Raw genomic sequence first — 18,415 nt, 5'->3', positions numbered from 1 at the left:
GGCGGGGCGCAGGGTTTGGGGGCGGCGCTCCTGGCCCGGGGTCCGCTGCGCGGACTGCGCTGCGGTGCTCGGCCCTGGGGCGTCGCCGCGGAACTCACTCCGCGCCCGGCGGGCGCTGCGTTCAAACAGCCGCGGCGAAGTCAGACATGGAAGTGCGCTGCCGCGCACCCGCCCCACGGCCTGCGCGCCTCGCCCCGGACCAAGTCGCCCCGCCCCCAAACCCTGCGCCCCGCCACGCCAGCGGCTGGGTGGGTGCGCGAGGGCGTGGAACACCCGATTTCCGGGGCGTTGGTTGCGTGTTGGTCTGACGCCAAACACTATGAACTTTGTAGCTTCTTTTGCTTTTTGAACAAGCGCGAGAGGTATTTTTTGCCATTAACTTTCAAGCCAAACCCCTGGTGGTTTCAGGTGGGGGTGGGCTGGGCTGAGCCACGGCGCGCTGTGCCGGGGGGCTGGGTGGGCGGCTTGCATGCGCAGCCGAGACGCGCAGCCATGGGGTCGGCGGGCGATCCGCCCGCCTCCAGCCCTGACTTGCGGCGGCTGTCTGAACGGAGCGCCCACAGGGCGCGCAGTGAGTTCCGCCGCACCGACCCCATGGCGAGCATCGCAGGGCACCCCGAAGGGGCCAGCATCCAAGCCCCCACCCAGCCCCCCGGCGCAGCGCGCTGGGGCACAGCCCAACCCTCCCCCACCTGAAACCGCCCGCCCAGCCCGTGGCCTGCAAAAACCTCAAACCGCAACACAAGCACCATGACCACCCCCACCTGGACCCCCATCTGCACCGTTGACGACATCCCCGCCCTGGGCTCGCGCCGCGTGGCCCGGGCCCAGGGCCTGGACGTGGCCCTGTTCAAGGCGGCAGACGGCAACGTGTTCGCCCTGCTCGACCGCTGCCCGCACAAAGGCGGCCCGCTGAGCCAGGGCATCGTCTTCGGCCACAGCGTGGCCTGCCCGCTGCACAACTGGACCATCGCCCTGGACAACGGCCAGGCCGCCGCGCCCGACAACGGTTGCACCCCGCGTTTTGACGTGAAGGTGGACAACGGCCAGGTGTTCCTGGACGCCCAGCAACTGGCCAGCCACGCCACCGACCTCACCCGCCCCGTGGCCGGCCCCTCGCAACGCACCGCGGGCTGCCACGGCCTGACCCACGGCCACTGCCATGCCTGAAACCCGTTCCACCTGCCCGTACTGCGGCGTGGGCTGTGGTGTGCTCATCCAGCACGACGGCCAACGCGTGCTGGACGTGCGCGGCGACCCCGACCACCCCGCCAACCGCGGCCGCCTGTGCACCAAGGGCAGCACCCTGGCACTCACCGCCCGCGACGCCATCGCCCCCGGCACCCGCTTGCTGCACCCGCAGGTGCGCGCCCAACGCCCCGGCCCGTGGCAGCCGCTGGGCTGGGATGCCGCGCTTGACCTCGCCGCCCAGCGCATCGCCGACACCGTGCACACCCACGGGGCCGATGCCGTGGCCGTGTACGGCAGCGGCCAGTGGCTCACCGAGGACTACCACGCCTTCAACACGCTGGTCAAAGGCGTGCTGGGCACCCACCAGCTGGACACCAACTCCCGCCTGTGCATGAGCAGCGCCGTGGCCGGGTACAAGGCCACGCTGGGGGCCGACGCCCCGCCCGCCTGTTACGACGACCTGGACCACGCCCACACCCTGTTCATCAGCGGCAGCAACACCGCCTGGGCCCACCCCATCCTGTTTCGACGCATCGAAGACGCCAAGGCCGCCCGGCCCGGGCTGCGCCTGATCGTGGCCGACCCACGCCGCACCGAAACCGCCGCGTGCGCCGACCTGCACCTGCCCCTGCAACCCGGCACCGACGTGACGCTGTGCCACGGCCTGCTGCACATCATGCTGTGGGAGGGCTGGGTGGACAGCGCCTACATCGCCGCCCACACCACCGGCTTCGACGAGCTCAAGGCCCTGGTGCGCGACTTCACCCCCGCCCACGTGGCCCGCGTGTGCGGCCTGCCCGAGGCCGACCTGCACACCGCCGCCCGCTGGATCGCCGGGCTGGACACCGCCGCTGACGACCCCGCCACCACCACCGGCACCTTCACCGGCCAGGATGGCCGCCCACGCCGCCCCACCCTCAGCCTGTACTGCCAAGGCCTGAACCAGAGCAGCCACGGCACCGCCAACAACGCCGCCCTCATCCACCTGCACCTGGCCACCGGGCAGATCGGGCAGGTGGGCGCGGGTCCTTTCAGCCTCACCGGCCAGCCCAACGCCATGGGCGGGCGCGAGGTGGGCGGCATGGCCAACCTGCTGCCCGGCCACCGCGACCTGACCAACCCCCAGCACCGCGCCGAGGTGGAAGCCCTGTGGGGCCTGAACGCCCTGGGCCGCACCCTGGCCGCCCAACCGGGCCGCACCGCGGTGGAGATGTTCCAGGCCGCGGCGGACGGGCAGGTCAAGCTGCTGTGGATCGCCTGCACCAACCCCGCCCAAAGCCTGCCCGACCAGGCCACCGTGCGCCGGGCGCTGGAGCGGGCGGACTTTGTCATCGTGCAGGAGGCGTTTGCCCACACCGCCACCACCGCCCACGCCCACCTGCTGCTGCCCGCCACCACCTGGGCCGAAAAAGACGGCACCGTGACCAACAGCGAACGGCGCATCAGCCGCGTGCGCGCCGCCGTGCCCCCACCCGTGCACCCCGACCACCCGCACGACGGCCCGCGCCACGACTGGCGCATTGCCCGCGACGTGGGCCAGCGGCTGGAAGCCCTGCTCCACCCCACAGCGTCGGCCACGCCAACCGCCCCCCGCCTGATGGCCTGGGACGGCCCCGAGGCGCTGTGGAACCAGCACCGCGAAGCCACCCGCGGGCGCGACCTGGACATCACCGGCCTGAGCTACGCCACGCTGGAGCAACACGGCCCGCAGCAATGGCCCTACCCCGAGGGGGCCACCCAGGGCCAGGCCAGGCTGTACACCGATGGCCGCTTCCCCACGCCCGATGGCAAGGCCCGCTTTGCGGTGGCGCTGATGAACACAAACCCGGTGGCCGAAGCACGGTCCGCCCCCTACCCCTTTGCCCTGACCACGGGCCGCCTGCGCGACCAGTGGCACGGCATGAGCCGCACCGGCCTGCTGGGCCGCCTGTTCGGCCACGTGCCCGAGCCGGTGCTGCTGATGCACCCGCAGGACATGGCCCGCCGCCAGCTGCGCACCGGGCAACTGGTGCGGGTGAGCAGCCGCCGCGGCAGCGTGGTGGTGCCCGTGCAAGACAGCGCCGACCAGGGCCTGGGCCAGCTCTTCATGGCCATGCACTGGGGGCCGGAGTGCCTGAGCGGGCGCGACGCCCTGGGCCAGCCACGGCAAGGCGTCAACGCCCTCACCAACCCAGCGTTCTGCCCCAGCTCCAAGCAGCCGGAGCTGAAACACGCCGCCGTCAGCGTGGCCCCGGCGGAGCTGCCCTGGACCCTGCTGGCCCTGGCCTGGCTGCCCGAATCCCTGGCCCCCGCGACCCGCCAGGCCCTGGTGCAGCGTATGGCCGAGTTCGACTTTGCGGTGTGTGTGCCGTTTGGTCGCGAATCCAATGACCACAGCGATGGCCGCAGCGGCCTGCTGTTCCGCGCCGCCTGCGCCACGCCACCGCCCTCCGCCCTGCTGGACGAACTGGGCACCCTGCTGGGCCTTCACACCCCCGACACCCTGCGCTACGACGACGCCCGCCGCCACCAGCGCCGCGCCATCCGCCTGTGGCGCGACACAGCCACGGGCACCCCCCGGCTCGACGCCTTCCTGCTGGCCGGGGACACCCAGGCCGAGGGCTGGATCAAGACCCTGCTGCAAGACGAGCTGCCCGTGCAAGGCCCGCCGCACCGGCTGCTGCTGGCCTCAGCCCAGGCCCCGCAGCCCCTGGCCGCCACCAGCCCCCAGGTGTGCACCTGCCACAACGTGGGCGAAGCGGCCATCACCACCCAGCTGCGCCGCTGCCCCGGCAGCGCCAGCGAACGGCTGGCCGCGCTGCAAGCCACGCTGAAATGCGGCACCCAATGCGGCTCGTGCCTGCCCACCGTCAAGCGGCTGGTGGCCACCACCCCGGTGGACACCCCGCCTGAACCCACGGCTTCTGCGCTGGCCGAGGGTCAACTCATTGCCCAAAGTCATATCACCTGACCGAGAATGCGCGGCATGAGCATCAGCCCCTACATCAAAGAAATTGGCCGCGGCAAGGACGGCGCCCGCAGCCTCAGCCGCGAACAGGCCAACGACCTGATGGGCCAGGTGCTGGACGGCCAGGCCTCCGACCTGGAGGTGGGGGCCTTCTGCCTGTCCATGCGCATCAAGGGTGAAACGCCCGAGGAAATGGCGGGTTTTCTGGACGCCATCCACGCCCGCCTGCAGTGCGTGCCCACGGCCCCCGCCACACAGCCCCAGCGCCCCACCGTGGTGCTGCCCAGCTACAACGGTGCGCGCAAGCTGCCGGTGCTCACCCCGCTGCTGGCCTTGCTGCTGGCCCGCGAAGGGCTGGCCGTGCTGGTGCACGGTTGTGAGACCGAAGACCGCCGGATTTCGGCACAAAAAGTGGCTCTGGCGCTTTCAGAAAAAGCGCAAGCAGCTACAAATTTGATAGAGCCAGGTCGGGTGTGCTGGGTGCCCACGCCGCAGTTGCACGCGGGCCTGCACCGCCTGTTGGAGGTGCGCCGCGTGGTGGGCCTGCGCAACCCGGCGCACAGCCTGGTCAAGCTCATGCTGCCGGTGCAGGGGCCTGCGCTGCTGGTCAGCAGCTACACCCACCCCGAGTACCTGGCCAGCATGACCGCCACCCTCAGCCTGACCGGCACCCGCGCCCTGCTGCTGCGCGGCACCGAAGGCGAGCCCGTGGCCGACGCCCGCCGCTGCCCCGCCATGGACGCCTTTGCCCACGGCCAGGTCACCCGCGTGCAAGAACCCCAGGCCGGGGCCCTGGCCACCCTGCCCGACCTGCCCGCGCCCGACGCCGAGGCCACCGCCGCCTGGATCACCCGCGTGCTGGACGGCCAACTGCCCGTGCCCGAACCCATTGCCCTGCAGGTGCAGCACATCGTGCAACTGGCGCACAGCGCCTGACCCGCCCCGCACACGCCACCCCAAGCCCATCTCGCCCCCCAGCGCCCTGTTGCCCATGAACACACCGTCCGCCCCCTCCATCGCCGCCCAGCCCGCAGGAAGCTGCACCCTGGTGGGTGCAGGCCCCGGCGACCCGGAGCTGCTGACCGTGAAGGCCGTCAAGGCCATCCAGCAGGCCACCGTGCTGCTGGTGGACGATTTGGTGAGCGACGCCATCGTGGCCCTGGCCCCGGCCAGCGCCCGGGTGGTGCACGTGGGCAAGCGCGGCGGCTGCAAAAGCACACCGCAGGCCTTCATTGAAAAGCTGATGGTGCAGGCCGTGCAGGCGGGCGAACGGGTGGTGCGCCTCAAGGGTGGCGACCCCTTCGTGTTTGGCCGTGGCGGCGAGGAGGTGGAACACCTGCAAGCCCAGGGCGTGGCGGTGCAGGTGGTCAACGGCATCACCGCCGGGCTGGCGGCGGTCACCTCGCTGGGCGTGCCGCTCACGCACCGCGAACACGCCCACGGCGTGGTGTTCATCACCGGCCATGCCAAACCCGGCAGCACCGGGCCCGACTGGCGCACCCTGGCCGCCACCTGCCACAGCGCCCGGCTGACGCTGGTGGTCTACATGGGTGTGAGTGGGGCCGCCCACATCCAGGCCGAGCTGCTCACCGGTCTGCCCGCCCACACCCCTGTGGCGGTGGTGCAACACGCCAGCCTGCCGCAGCAACGCCACGCGGTGTGTGAACTGCAACACCTGCACGCCACCCTGCAACGCGAGGGGCTGGGCAGCCCCAGCGTCATCGTGGTGGGCGATGTCATGCAAGGGCTGCTGGCGCTGTCCAGCCGCACCGAGGCCCTGCAAGACGGCGCCTCTGCCCCGTCCGTGGCCGCCCGCGCGGTGGCGTGACCGCACCGCTTGTCAGACTTTCCTGACGGCAAAATCCACCTCCCCTGATAGCCCCGACCCCAGCAGCTGTGGGACCCTGCTCAGGCTCGGGTCTTCTTGTGCTCATGCTGTCAAGACGCCCGGCCCGCCCCCGATGAGCCGACGGAAGCCTTGAACGTGAACTTCGCCCCCACTGCCACCCCAGCCGGACGCGCTGACCCCGCGTGGTCCCGCCATGCCCCCAGCCTGCCAGGGGTGGTGTTCACCCTGAGGCGCGAGGCCAACGGCCACCTGTCCCTGCCCCTGGCCGCAGGTCGCCTGGACTGGCTGCCCGACCTCACGCCCGAGCAACTGGCCCAGGACCTGACGCCCCTGCTGCAGCGCTGCGACGCCACCGACGTGGCCCAGATGCGGGCCGCGCTGGACCTGTCTGCCCACACCACATCGCCTTGCCAGTTCAGCCTGCGGTCGCAGCACCCGGCCACCGGCCCGCGACTGTGGCAATTCCAAGCCAACCCGGCCCCGGCGGACAACGACCCCACGGCCCTGGAATGGCATGGTTTTTGGAGCGAAGCCCCCTGCCCGAGCGGGCGCACCCCGACACCCACCCCTTGTCAGTCCTGCGACCCCTACCTGCGCACGGTGCTGGACCACCTGCCGTTTGCCGTGTGGCTGAAAGACCCCGATGGTCGCCTGCGGGTGGTCAACCAGGCGTTTGCCGATTGGGTGGGAATGGACTCGCCCCGCAAGGTGGAAGGCCTGTTCGACGCCGACCTGTTCCCCCAGGAACTGGCCGACCGCTACCTGGCGGGCGACCGCGAGATGATGGCCACCGGGCAATCCATGCATTCACAGGAGCCCTTCGTCACCCCGCAGGGCGACAGCCGCTTCGTCGAGGCCTGGAAGACGCCCCTGCGTGTCAACGGGCACATCGTGGGCACCGTGGGCTTTCTGCGGGACATCACCGAACCCAAACAAACCGAACTGCGCTTGGCCGAAACCCACCAACGCCTGCGCAAGGTGCTGCACACGCTGCCCGACCTCGTCTGGCTCAAGGACCCGAACGGCACCTACCTGGGCTGCAACCACGCCTTTGAAGAGTTCTTTGGGGCCAAGGAGGCCGACATCGTCGGCAAGACCGACCACGATTTCGTCAACGCCGAACTGGCCGACTTCTTCCGCCACAAGGACCAGGAGGCCATCGAAGCCAACGACGTCTGCATCAACGAAGAGTGGGTGACCTACGCCACCACCGGCCAACGGGTGCTGCTGGAGACCCGCAAGGTGCCCATACACGACACCGACGGCACGGTCACCGGGGTGCTGGGCATCGCCCGGGACATCACCACCCGCAAGCAGACCGAACAACAGCTGGCCGACGCCCATTGGCTGCTGCACAGCGTGCTGCAAGGCATTCCCGACCCGGTGTGGATGAAGGACCCCCAAGGGGCCTTCATCATCTGCAATGCCGGGATGGAGCGGCTGTTGAACGCCAAGGAAAAAGACATCATCGGCAAAACCGATGCCGACTTCCTGGATGCCGAACTGGCCGAGCTGTTCCAATCCAAAGACCGCACCACGCTGGAATTGAACCAGCCCACCCTCAACGAAGAATGGTGGACGTTTGCCGACACCGGCGAACGCGCCCTGATGGAAACCCGCAAGGTCCCCGTGAAAAGCCACGACGGGCAGGTGCTGGGCGTGCTGGGCGTGGCCCGCGACATCACCCTGCGCAAACACATCGAGGAAACCCTGGCCAAGCGGGAAATGGAATACCGCAGTCTGGTGGAAAACACCCCGGACACCATTGCTCGCTTCGACCGCAACCTGCGGCGCACCTTTGCCAACCCGGCCCTGGCGGCGTTTTACGGGCAGAGCATTCCCAACCTGCTGGGCAAGAAGGCCATCCAACTGCCCGGCGGCTCGGTGGGTGAATACATCGAAACACAGCTGATGGCCATCCTGTCCACCGGCCAGCCCACGGAGTTTGAATACGCCTGGACCAACCAGGAGGGCGTTCAAACCCTCAACCTGGTCCGGGCCACCCCGGAATACAACCACCAGGGGGCCATCGAGAGCATCCTGACCGTCGGGCGTGACATCACGGAATTGCACCAATTCCGCCAGAAGATCCACCAGATGGCCTATTTCGACCACCTCACCGGCCTGCCCAACCGTTCGTTGTTCAACGAACGCCTGAAACTGGTGGTGACCGACGCCCTGCAACACGGTCGCAGCGCCGGGGTGATGATGATCGACATGGACCGCTTCAAGATGGTCAACGACACCATGGGCCACGGGGCGGGCGACGAACTGCTGCGCCAGGCCGCCCATCGGTTGACGCAAAGCGCCCGCAGCTACGACGTTGTGGCCCGCCTGGGCGGGGACGAATTTGCCATCCTGCTCCCCGAAATCCACACCGAAGCCGACCTGAGCCATGTGGCCGAAAAAATCCTCACCCTGTTCGGCGAGCGTTTTGTGCTGGAGGGCAAGGACATCTTCATTTCCTGCAGCATCGGCATTGCCCTGTGCCCCCACGACAGCCACACCGAGCGCGACCTGCTGAAGTACGCCGACTCGGCCATGTACCACGCCAAGAAGTCGGGCAAGAACACCTTCCGCTTCTACGACCGCAACCTGACCAAAGTGGCCCAATCCCGCCTGGCCATGGAATCGGACCTGCGCCAGGCCATGGCCAAGCGGGAACTGACCCTGCACTTCCAGCCCAAGGTGTGCCTGCAAACGGGCCACATCACGGGCTGCGAAGCCCTGATCCGCTGGCACCATGCCCACAACGGCATGGTCCCGCCCAACCAGTTCATTCCCATTGCCGAAGAGTCCGGGCTGATCGTGGACATGGGCCGCTGGGTGCTGCAGGAAAGCTGCCTGATGGCCGCGGCGCTCAACACCGCCGACACCCGCCCCTGCAAAGTGGCCATCAACCTGTCCCCGCGGCAGTTCCAGTCCCCCGACCTGCTGACCACCATCCGCGACACCCTCGCCGCCACCCAGTGCCAGCCCGCCTGGATCGAGCTGGAAATCACCGAAAGCCTGCTGCTGGAGGAAAGCACCGACATCCTCCACACCTTGGAGGCTTTGCGGGCCATGGGCATCACCATGGCCATTGACGACTTTGGCACCGGTTATTCGGCCCTGAGCTACCTCACCCGCTTCCCCATCGACACGCTGAAGATCGATCGCTCGTTCATCAACTCGGTCACCACCGACGCCTACCGCGCCGAGCTGGTCAAGGCCATCCTGTCCATTGCCCGCTGCCTGGGCCAGGAAGTGGTGGCCGAAGGCGTGGAAACGGTCGAACAAGCCAAGTTCCTGGCCGCCCACGGCTGCCAGACGGCCCAGGGCTACCTGTTCAGCCCGGCCATTCCCTCGGAGCAGTTCCTCCGCCTGCCCCCGCAGTTGCAGGCCTGCGTCGGCCAAAGGCACTGAAGCGTCAGACCTGGCGCGGCGCAGGCAAACGTGCCGGGGCGTCGTCCGATGTCCGGAACGAGGCCACGGTGGACACCAGGTCTTCGGCCAGCCCCTTCAGGCTGGCGGCTGACGCAGCAATTTCCTCCACCAGGGCGGCGTTTTGCTGGGTGGCATGGTCCATGCCCGACATGGCCTCGCACACCTGCCCCACCCCGGCACTTTGCTGGCTGCTGGCGGCACTGATGTTGGCCACGATGTCGGTCACATGGCGGATGGAGCCCACCAGCTCGGCCATGGTGGCCCCGGCTTGGTTGACCAGGGTGTTGCCCTGTTCCACCCGCTCGACGCTGGCGCTGATGAGGTCCTTGATTTCCTTGGCTGCACTGGCGCTGCGCTGGGCCAGGTTGCGCACCTCGCTGGCCACCACGGCAAAACCCCGGCCTTGATCACCCGCCCGCGCGGCCTCCACCGCGGCGTTGAGCGCCAGGATGTTGGTCTGGAACGCAATGCTGTCGATGACCTGGGTGATGTCTGAAATCTTGCGCGACGCGTCGTTGATTTCCTTCATCATGCCCACCACGCTTTCCATGACCACACCACCGCGCTGCGCCACCTGCGAAGCCGACTGGGCCATGTGGTTGGCTTCGCTGGCCCGCTGGGCGTTTTGCGCCACCGTCACTCCCAGCGCCTGGGTGGATGAGGTGGAGGCCATCAAGGCTCCGGCCTGCTGTTCGGTGCGAATGGACAGGTCGTTGTTGCCCTGTGCAATTTCGGCACACGACAGCTTGAGCGCATCGGCCGAACCGCGCACGCCACCAATCAGCGACTCCAGGCGCGCCACAAAGGTGTTGAAGAAGCGGGCAATGTCACCGAACTCGTTGGCGTCGGTCACGTCGATGCGGCGGGTCAGGTCGGCATCGCCACTGGAGATGGTGGCCAAGGCCTCGCGCACATGGTTGAGGGGGTTGAGCACGATGAGCTTCAGGCTCCACGACAGGATGGCCACCAGGATCAGGTTGGTCACCAGCACCTGCATCAGCAGCTCCACGATGCGGCTGCGCAGCATGGCCTCGATGTGCGCCCGATCCACATGCAAGGCCACGGCACCGATGGGTTTGACCTGTCCGCCATCGTTGTAGGTCAGTTCAGCGGTGCGGGGCACGCCGGGTGGTTTGGCATCGGCGGTGGCCATCACCGCCTGGCCGCTGGCATCGAGCACCATGCCGGTCACAAACGCCTGCTTGTCGTTGGTGACCACGATGCCCACCACGCCGGGCTGGTTGACCTCAGACGCCAGCACCACACCCAGGCGGGCCTGGTCGAAGTTCCACATCGGTTCCGGCAGGGCCGTCTGCAAACGGCGAACGGTGCGCGCCATCTGGTCATCCAGCTCGGCGTCCAGCCGGGTCTTGGTGCTGTGGTACGAGGCCACGCCAAAGGCCGTGAGCAGCGCCGTGACCACGATCAGAAAAATGAGGTTGAGCCTGACCCCAATGCGATCCAGAAATTTCACGGGCAGCCCCTGCAAGACGTCACTTGAAATGCTTGCGCATCACGTCGTCGACGTTCACCTTTTTCAAGCCCTGGTTGAACGCCTTGAGCGCAGCCTCCCCCTCGGGAGACTTCTTGAAGCACACGTACAGCTTCTTGTCCTCCAGGGTTTTGGCATTGACCTGCAACTGGTCGGCCACGGCCTTCACCGAGGGGTCGTTCTTGGCCAGGAAATGGAACACGTTGACGTCCACCACCGCCACGTCCAGCCGTCCGGCGGCCAGCTTGAGGATGTTCTTGGCATCGTCCGGGGCCACGTCGGCGGTGAGCGCCTTGCTGGCGATCTTGGCGTCCAGCTCCTCGGTGTTGACGTAGTCCTTGACCACCCCGATCTTCTTGCCCTTGAGGCTGTCGTAGGTGGTCCAGGTCACCGGGGCGGCCTTGCGTTCAACCAACACCAGCGGCCCGGTGCCGATGGGGTCGGAGTACAGGAAATCGGCCGCGTTTTCCTTGGAGTGGTACTCGGGAAAATACGCCACATAGGCCGGGTCCGATTTGGCCAGGTTCACCGTGCGGGACCATTGGTAGAACTCCACCTTCAGCCCGTGTCCGGCTGCCTTCATGGCCTCGGCCACCACCGCCGACGAAGCCCCCATGGCCGGCAACTTGTCACCCGTGTAAGGTGGCCAGTCCAGCGACGTCATCTTGTAGTCCGCCGCAGCGGCACCAGCCACCAGGACCAGTGAGGACACAGCCCCCACCCACAGCGAAACCAAGCGTTTTGAAGCGATGCGCATGTCAGTTCCTTTCGCGGAAAAACAACGTGGGAGGACGCAGCAAGCCATGCTTATACCGAATGAAATCGTCACCTTTTTTGACATACCGCATGCTTTCGCCATGAATCAGGCTTTTCTGACCCACAAATCAGCCAAGTCCGATGGACAACAGTGATTCACCGTGATGGCCATCGAAAGCCTGGCCCGGCATTTGCTAGTGACGCGGCCATGAACAGCCCGACACCCCAGCCCCCCGCCGCCCCTGCGTTGTCGCTTGTGAACCTGGCCGCTCGCCAGCGCATGCTGTCGCAACGCATGATCCTGCAAACCGTGCTGGCCGCCGACGGCAAGGACGGCATGCTGAGCGCGGCGCAGCAATCGTTCCAGACGTTTTGCGACAGCCACCGGCAGCTGGTGGCCACGGCCAACCACATGGAGGCTGAAGCGGCCCGGCAGGTGCGGGACACCTACAACGGCCCCCAGGGCGTGGGCTCCACCATCGACCACTTCATGCAGCTGATGCGCCGCACCCTGGACGGCGTGGCCCAAGGCAGCACCCGGGTGCAACAGGCGGTGGACGAGCTGGTGGCGTGCACCGACACGGTGCTGGCTGCACTGAACACGGCCACCACCACGTTCGACGGCATCACCAAGGCCAAGGAAGACCTGCTGATGCGCGAGCTGGTGACCATCGTGACCGACATCCAGTCGGTGGCCCGCGAGGCCAAGGTGGTGAGCTTCAATGCCCAGGTGCTGGCGGCCCGGGCGGGGGATCAGGGTCGGGGGTTTGCCGTGGTGGCCAATGTGCTGGCAGGCATCACCCAGAACATCGACATTCAGTCGCGCAAGGCCATGGAACTGACCGTGCGCAACCGCCAAGCCGCCTGAAGGGGCCGCCGCCCGCCCCGGCGAACCGTTCAGCCCTGCGTGGCGGGGCGAATGGCGTTTTTAGGGCGAAAGGCCTTCACCACCGCGTCGTGGGTCTCCAGGTAGGGCCCGCCGATGAGGTCGATGCAATACGGCACCGAGGCAAAGATGCCGTGCACCTTGGGGCTGCCGTCTTCGGCCTTCAGGCCCTCCAGCGTTTCGGCAATGCTCTTGGGCTGGCCCGGCAGGTTGATGATCAGGCTCTGGTGCCGGATCACCGCCACCTGGCGCGACAGGATGGCCGTGGGCACAAAGTTCAGGCTGATCTGGCGCATCTGTTCGCCAAAGCCCGGCATTTCCTTGTGGGCCACGGCCAGCGTGGCCTCGGGCGTCACGTCACGCAATGCCGGGCCGGTTCCGCCGGTGGTCAGCACCAAGGGGCAACCCACCTCGTCCACCAGCTCGATCAGCGTGGCGCTGATGGCGGCCTGCTCGTCGGGGATGAGCCGCTCCACAAAACGCACCGGGGTTTTCAGGGCGCGCTGCAGCCACTCGCGCAGGGCGGGCAGGCCCTTGTCTTCGTACTGGCCGCGGCTGGCGCGGTCGCTGATGCTGACGAGGCCGATCTGGATGTCGCTCATTTCAACGCTGCCTTGACGATCTGGAAGATTTCACGGTACGCCTTGCCATGGCGCTGGGCGGCCCCCAGGCTTTCGGGGGGCTGGCTTTGCTGGTCCTTGCGGGCCTGGCGGATGAGGGCCCGCAGGTGTTGGGGGTCGGACTCGATGCCCGCCTCGCGCTCGATGGCCAGCCACTCGGTCAGGGCGTCGTCATCGCTCAGCAGGCGGTCGCGCCATTGCTCGGCCAGGTGCAGCGACAGTTTTTCTTCCGCGCTGCCCTTGTGCTGGGTTTCCAGCGCCACACGGGCGGCTTCCAGGGTGTCTTCGGTCAGCAGGCGCATGAGCTTGCCGATGAACTGCATCTGGCGGCGGCGGCCCTCAAAGTTGGTGATGCGCTTGGCCTCGGCCATGGCGTCCAGCAGCTTGTCGGGCAGTTGCAGGCCGTCGAGCAGGTCGGCCCGCAGCGTCAGCAGGTCTTCACCCAGCGCCTGGATGCGGTCCATCTCGCGCTTGAGGTCGGTCTTGCTCAGTTCGGTGGTGCCTTTGAGCTCGGCTTTGAGTTCAAGATCCAGCTCGCTGCCTTCAGCAACGAAGTGGCCTTTGACGTAATAGCCGCGTTTGGGTTTTCGGGACATGACAGGGGGGCAGGTGGAGCGCAAAAGTATGATTGTCTCCGACATGAACACTTCCACCCCCCGCACCCCCGTCACCGATCAACCCCAAACCGGTTTCCAGTACAGCCGGGCGTTTTTCCAGGACCTGGTGGACACCGCCCTGACCCACGCCAAAAAACTGGGGGCCACCGACGCCGGGGCCGAGGCCAGCGAAGGCAGCGGGCTGTCGGTGTCGGTGCGCAAGGGCGAGCTGGAAAACGTGGAACGCAACCGCGACAAATCGCTGGGCGTCACCGTCTACCTGGGCACCCGCCGGGGCAATGCCTCCACGTCCGACTTCTCGGTGCAGGCCATCCGCCAGACGGTGCAGGCCGCCTACGACATCGCCCGCTTCACCGCCGAAGACCCCATGGCCGGCCTGCCCGACCCCGAGGACATGGCCACCAACCCGCCCGAGCTGGACCTGTTCCACCCCTGGGCCCTCACCTCCGAGCAGGCCCTGGCCCTGGCGCTGGAATGTGAAGCCGCCACCTTTGCCGTCAGCAAACAAATCACCAACAGCGAAGGCGCGGGCGTGTCGGCCCAGCAGTCGCACTTTTTTGCCGCGCACATGCGCTCAGGGACCTTCGACGTGGCCGGGGGCCTGCCCGGCGTGTTTGCGGGCGGGTACGCCAGCTCGCGCCACAGCCTGTCGGTGGCCCCCATCGCGGGCAAGGGTGCCAAGATGCAGCGTGACCACTGGTACACCAGCATGCGCGACGCCGCCGACATGGCCAGCCCCCAGGCCGTGGGCCGCTACGCCGCCGAACGTGCCCTGGCCCGCCTGAATGGCCGCAAGATCGCCACCACCGAATGCCCGGTGTTGTTCGAATCGCAGCTGGCCGCCGGACTGCTGGGCGCCTTTGTGCAGGCCATCAGCGGCGGGGCCCTGTACCGACGCAGCAGCTTCCTGCTCGACAGCCTGGGCAAGCAGGTGCTGGCCAAGCACATCGACATTGACGAAGACCCCCACGTCCTCAAAGGCAAGGGCAGCGCCCCGTTCGACGACGAAGGCGTTCGCACCACCAAGCGCAAGGTGGTGAGCGCGGGCAAGGTCAAGGGTTATTTCCTGGGCAGCTACTCGGCCCGCAAGCTGGGCATGAAGACCACCGGCAACGCCGGGGGCTCGCACAACCTCACCCTCAGCAGCCGCCTCACCCAGCCGGGAGACGACCTGCCCGCCATGCTGCGCAAGCTGGGCACCGGCCTGTTCGTCACCGAGCTGATGGGCCACGGCGTCAACGGCGTGACGGGCGACTACTCCCGCGGGGCCTCAGGCTACTGGGTGGAAAACGGCGTCATCGTCCATCCGGTGGAAGAAATCACCATCGCCGGCAACTTGAAGGACATGTTCAAGGCCATCGTGGCCGTGGGTGCCGACGTCTACAACTACGGTGCCAAGTCGGTGGGTTCGGTGCTGATCGAGCGCATGAAGGTGGCGGGCAACTGAGGGCTGTGGCCAGCCTGTGGCTGGTCTACCACCGCCAACCCGCGCCCGGGGCCTGGGCGGGGGCGCTGCTGACGGTGGTGGGCGGCGCCCTCATCCTCAGCCCGCCAACGCGGCCTTGATGGCGGCGGACACCAGGCCCATGTCGGCCTTGCCCGCCAGTTGGGTCTTGGCCGCGCCCATCAGCTTGCCCATGTCGGCCCCGGTGGGCACACGGCCCAGCTCGGTGGTGAGGTTTTGCACCAGCGCGGCCACGGCGGCGGAGATTTCGTCGGCGCTCAGCCGCGCGGGCAGGTAGGCCTGCAGCACGGCCATTTCAGCGGCTTCCTTGTCGGCCAGGTCTTGGCGGTCGGCCTTCAGGAAGGCTTCGATGCTGTCCTTGCGCTGCTTGATCAGCTTGTCCACGATGGCGACCACCATGGCGTCGTCCAGGGTGACGCGCTCGTCCACTTCCTTTTGTTTCATGGCGGCGGTCAGCAGACGGATGGTGCCCAGCTTGGCCATGTCTTTGGCGCGCATGGCGCTTTTCATGTCTTCGTTGATTTGGTCTTTGAGGCTCATGGTTTCTTGAATGAAATTGGCACCCAGCGCTTTATTTGAAAGCGCAAGGTGCTATGAAAACTGAAGTTTGCTTGCGTTTCAGGCACCCAACTCTAACGCCAGCAGCTCGTCCAGCGTCTGGCGGCGGCGGATCAGGCGGGCCGTGCCGCCCACCTCCACCAGCACCTCGGGGATGAGGGGGCGGCTGTTGTAGTTGCTGCTCATGCTGGCGCCGTAGGCCCCGGCGTCGTGGATGACCAGCAGGTCGCCCACCTGCGCGGCGGGCAGTTCGCGGGTCAGCACCACGCCACCCTCTTCCTGGGTGAACACGTCACCGCTCTCACACAACGGCCCGGCCACCACGGTGGGCTGGGTGAGGCGGGCGGGGCCGTCGGCGCGGGCGGGGACGAGGCTCATCTCGTGGTGTGCGCCGTACATGGCCGGGCGCATCAGGTCGGAGAACCCCGCGTCCACCAGCGTGAAGTGCTGGCCGCCCTGGTGCTTGGTGGCCCGCACCTCGGCCAGCAGCACGCCCGATTCGGCCACCAGGTAGCGGCCCGGCTCGATCTCCAGGTGCACCTCGTGCCCCAGGTGGGCGGCCACGGCCTTGCGGGCGGCGTCCCACAGGCCAAAGTAATGCGCGGTGTCGATGCGCGCGCCACCCGGACGGTAGGGAATGGACAGCCCGCCCCCGGCGGAAATGGCCTGCACGTCGGCCCCGGCGGCCTTGATCAGGTCCACCATGGCCTGGCACACCTGCTCCAGGTGGCCGTAGTCCACGCCCGAGCCAATGTGCATGTGCAGCCCAAACAGTTTCAACCCGTGTTGGCGGATGGCGGCCAGCGCCGCGGGCACCTCGGTGTGCCAGATGCCGTGTTTGGAATGCTCGCCCCCCGTGTTGGTCTTGTTGCTGTGGCCGTGGCCAAAACCGGGGTTGATGCGCAGCCACACCGGGTGCTGGCTGCCGGGCGCGGCCTGCCCCAGCTGGTGAAGCATGTCCACGCTGCCCGCGTTGACGGGAATGCCGTGCTCACGCACCAGCGCCAGGGTGTCGGCGGTCAGCAGGTCGGCGGTGAACACGATGCCGTGCGCCCCACCCCGCGCCTCCGTCGCCGCGGTGTAGCCCGCAGCCAGGGCGCGGCGGATTTCGCCGGGCGACACCGCGTCCACCGCCACGCCGTGCTGGCGCATCAGGCGCAGCAGGTGGATGTTGGAGTTGGCCTTCTGCGCGAAGCGCACGGTGTCGAACGCGCTCAGGTCCTGGATGCGGCGCACCACGGTGGCGGCGTCGTACACCCACAGCGGCGTGCCGTGCTGGCGGGCCAGGGTTTGCAGTTGGGGGGCGGTGAAAGGGGTGCGGGCAAGGTCGGTCATGGGCGGCATGGTGCCAGCGCTTGGGTATTTGGAAAAATGCTTTATTGTTGGCTGTTCATTCAAATTGGATATGCCATGGCCGCCCAAACCCGCCCAATCCAGCGCCTGACCCACCGACAGTTGGACGTGTTCCGCACCGTCATGCTGTGCGGCCAGGTCACCCGCGCCGCCGAGCTGCTGCACACCTCGCAACCCACCATCAGCCGCGAGCTGGCGCGGCTGGAGCAGGTGCTGGGCTACGCGCTGTTCGAGCGCACCAGCAGCCGCATGGGCCGCATGCGGCCCACCGCCCGAGCCCTGGCGCTGATGGAAGAGGTGGAGGCCAGCTACGTGGGGCTGGACCGCATCTCGGCCCACGCCGCCGCGCTGGCCCAGTACCGCCAAGGCCGCCTGCAACTGGCCTGCCTGCCCGCGCTGGCCCAGGCCCTGGTGCCCGACGCCGTGGCCCGCTTCGCCCAGCACGCCCCCGAGGCCAGCGTCAGCCTGGTGTCGCTGGAGTCCCCCTTGCTGGAAGCCGCCCTCACCGAACAACGCCACGACCTGGGCCTGGGCGAACAACCCGCCCCCGAGGGCTGCCACAGCCGCCTGCTGCTGGCCACGCACGAGGTGTGTGTGCTGCCCGCCGGCCACCCACTGGCCGCCAAGCCGCTGCTGGCCCCCACCGACTTCGATGGCCTGCCCTTCGTCAGCCTGGCCCCCACCGACCCCTACCGCCAGCGCATGGACCAGGTGTTTGCCGACGCGGGCGTGCAGCGGCGCTTGCAGGTGGAGTCGGGCAGCGCCGCCTCGGTGTGTGCGCTGGTGCAGGCGGGGGTGGGCGTGGCGCTGGTCAACCCGCTCACCGCCCTCAGCCTGGCCGACACCGGCCTGGTGCTGCGCCCCTTTGCCGTGCCCATCGCCTTTCAGGTGCACCTGAGCTGGCCGCAATGGCGCGTGGAACACCCGCTGCGGCCCGCGCTGGTGGATGCGCTGGTGGCTGCGGCGCAGCAGGTGCAGGGGCGGTTGGGCGTGGTGCTGGGGGCCACCCAAGGCCGGGGCGGGGGCTGAGGGGCGCTGGGGCTTGGATGCGCCGCCCCTGCGGGGTGCCCTCGGTGCTCGCCATGGGGTCGGTGCGGCGGAACTCGCTGCGTTTTGCCCGTGGCAAAACTCCGCTCAAACAACCGCCGCCAGTCAGACGTGGAAGCGGGCTGACCGCCCGCCCGACCCCACGTCTGTGCGCCTCGGCGGCGCATGCAAGCCCCCGCACCCCTCAGCCCCCACCCCGGCCTTGGGT

At 68.0% G+C, this 18,415-nt stretch carries 14 protein-coding genes; 8 read left to right on the top strand and 6 right to left on the bottom strand.

Annotated features, from left to right (window positions below):
- Positions 1-750: 750 nt before the first annotated feature.
- The 5 genes from nirD (at position 751) to ACYVB7_RS00430 (ending at position 9,392) form a co-directional block, all read left to right on the top strand.
- Positions 751-1,170, top strand: a complete 420-nt coding sequence (nirD, locus tag ACYVB7_RS00450) for a nitrite reductase (NAD(P)H) small subunit (RefSeq protein WP_460504560.1) — start codon at positions 751-753, stop codon at positions 1,168-1,170.
- Entirely contained in the window at positions 1,163-4,141 is a 2,979-nt protein-coding gene (locus ACYVB7_RS00445) for a nitrate reductase (protein WP_460504559.1), read from the top strand. Before nirD ends, ACYVB7_RS00445 begins: the two co-directional genes overlap by 8 nt.
- Positions 4,142-4,156: 15 nt before the next feature.
- Positions 4,157-5,074: a DNA-binding protein YbiB gene (ybiB, locus tag ACYVB7_RS00440; RefSeq protein ID WP_460504558.1), complete on the top strand. Its 918-nt coding sequence runs from the start codon at positions 4,157-4,159 to the stop codon at positions 5,072-5,074.
- A 55-nt stretch (positions 5,075-5,129) separates the two neighbouring features.
- A complete protein-coding gene (gene cobA / locus ACYVB7_RS00435) occupies positions 5,130-5,966 on the top strand; it encodes a uroporphyrinogen-III C-methyltransferase (protein WP_460504557.1) in 837 nt (278 codons plus the stop codon).
- A 156-nt stretch (positions 5,967-6,122) separates the two neighbouring features.
- Positions 6,123-9,392, top strand: coding sequence for a PAS domain-containing protein (locus ACYVB7_RS00430; RefSeq protein ID WP_460504556.1), 3,270 nt, complete (start codon positions 6,123-6,125; stop codon positions 9,390-9,392).
- Positions 9,393-9,396: 4 nt separating this feature from the next.
- Here the strand turns inward: ACYVB7_RS00430 and ACYVB7_RS00425 are convergent, their stop codons facing one another.
- Complete coding sequence (locus ACYVB7_RS00425; protein WP_460504555.1) at positions 9,397-10,887, bottom strand: methyl-accepting chemotaxis protein; 1,491 nt, start codon at positions 10,885-10,887, stop codon at positions 9,397-9,399.
- Positions 10,888-10,906: 19 nt separating this feature from the next.
- Complete coding sequence (locus tag ACYVB7_RS00420) at positions 10,907-11,662, bottom strand: substrate-binding periplasmic protein (RefSeq protein WP_460504554.1); 756 nt, start codon at positions 11,660-11,662, stop codon at positions 10,907-10,909.
- Between the two features lie 207 nt (positions 11,663-11,869).
- On the opposite strand from ACYVB7_RS00420, the gene ACYVB7_RS00415 reads away from it, so the two are divergent.
- Positions 11,870-12,529, top strand: a complete 660-nt coding sequence (locus tag ACYVB7_RS00415) for a methyl-accepting chemotaxis protein (protein WP_460504553.1) — start codon at positions 11,870-11,872, stop codon at positions 12,527-12,529.
- Between the two features lie 29 nt (positions 12,530-12,558).
- Here ACYVB7_RS00415 and mog read toward each other — a convergent pair whose 3' ends face one another.
- Positions 12,559-13,149 carry a molybdopterin adenylyltransferase gene (gene mog / locus ACYVB7_RS00410; protein WP_460504552.1) on the bottom strand — a complete coding sequence of 197 codons (591 nt, stop codon included), beginning with the start codon at positions 13,147-13,149 and terminating at the stop codon, positions 12,559-12,561.
- Entirely contained in the window at positions 13,146-13,763 is a 618-nt protein-coding gene (yjgA, locus tag ACYVB7_RS00405; protein ID WP_460504551.1) for a DarP family protein, read from the bottom strand. The genes mog and yjgA overlap by 4 nt, the downstream gene beginning before the upstream one ends.
- A 43-nt stretch (positions 13,764-13,806) precedes the next feature.
- Here yjgA and pmbA point away from each other — a divergent pair, with 43 nt between their 5' ends.
- The gene (gene pmbA / locus ACYVB7_RS00400) at positions 13,807-15,231 is read left to right on the top strand and encodes a metalloprotease PmbA (RefSeq protein WP_460504550.1); all 1,425 of its coding nucleotides are present in this window, start codon (positions 13,807-13,809) and stop codon (positions 15,229-15,231) included.
- A 96-nt stretch (positions 15,232-15,327) separates the two neighbouring features.
- Here pmbA and ACYVB7_RS00395 read toward each other — a convergent pair whose 3' ends face one another.
- Both ACYVB7_RS00395 and lysA read right to left on the bottom strand, forming a co-directional pair.
- The gene (locus ACYVB7_RS00395) at positions 15,328-15,789 is read right to left on the bottom strand and encodes a GatB/YqeY domain-containing protein (RefSeq protein WP_460504549.1); all 462 of its coding nucleotides are present in this window, start codon (positions 15,787-15,789) and stop codon (positions 15,328-15,330) included.
- Positions 15,790-15,867: 78 nt separating this feature from the next.
- A complete protein-coding gene (gene lysA / locus ACYVB7_RS00390; protein WP_460504548.1) occupies positions 15,868-17,142 on the bottom strand; it encodes a diaminopimelate decarboxylase family protein in 1,275 nt (424 codons plus the stop codon).
- A gap of 75 nt (positions 17,143-17,217) precedes the next feature.
- Here lysA and ACYVB7_RS00385 point away from each other — a divergent pair, with 75 nt between their 5' ends.
- Entirely contained in the window at positions 17,218-18,189 is a 972-nt protein-coding gene (locus ACYVB7_RS00385; RefSeq protein ID WP_460504547.1) for a LysR family transcriptional regulator, read from the top strand.
- Positions 18,190-18,415 lie beyond the last annotated feature (226 nt).

It is taken from the genome of Hydrogenophaga soli (genome assembly GCF_054777695.1).
Note: the sequence above shows the minus strand (reverse complement) of the source record. Positions and strands in the feature narration are given on the sequence as shown.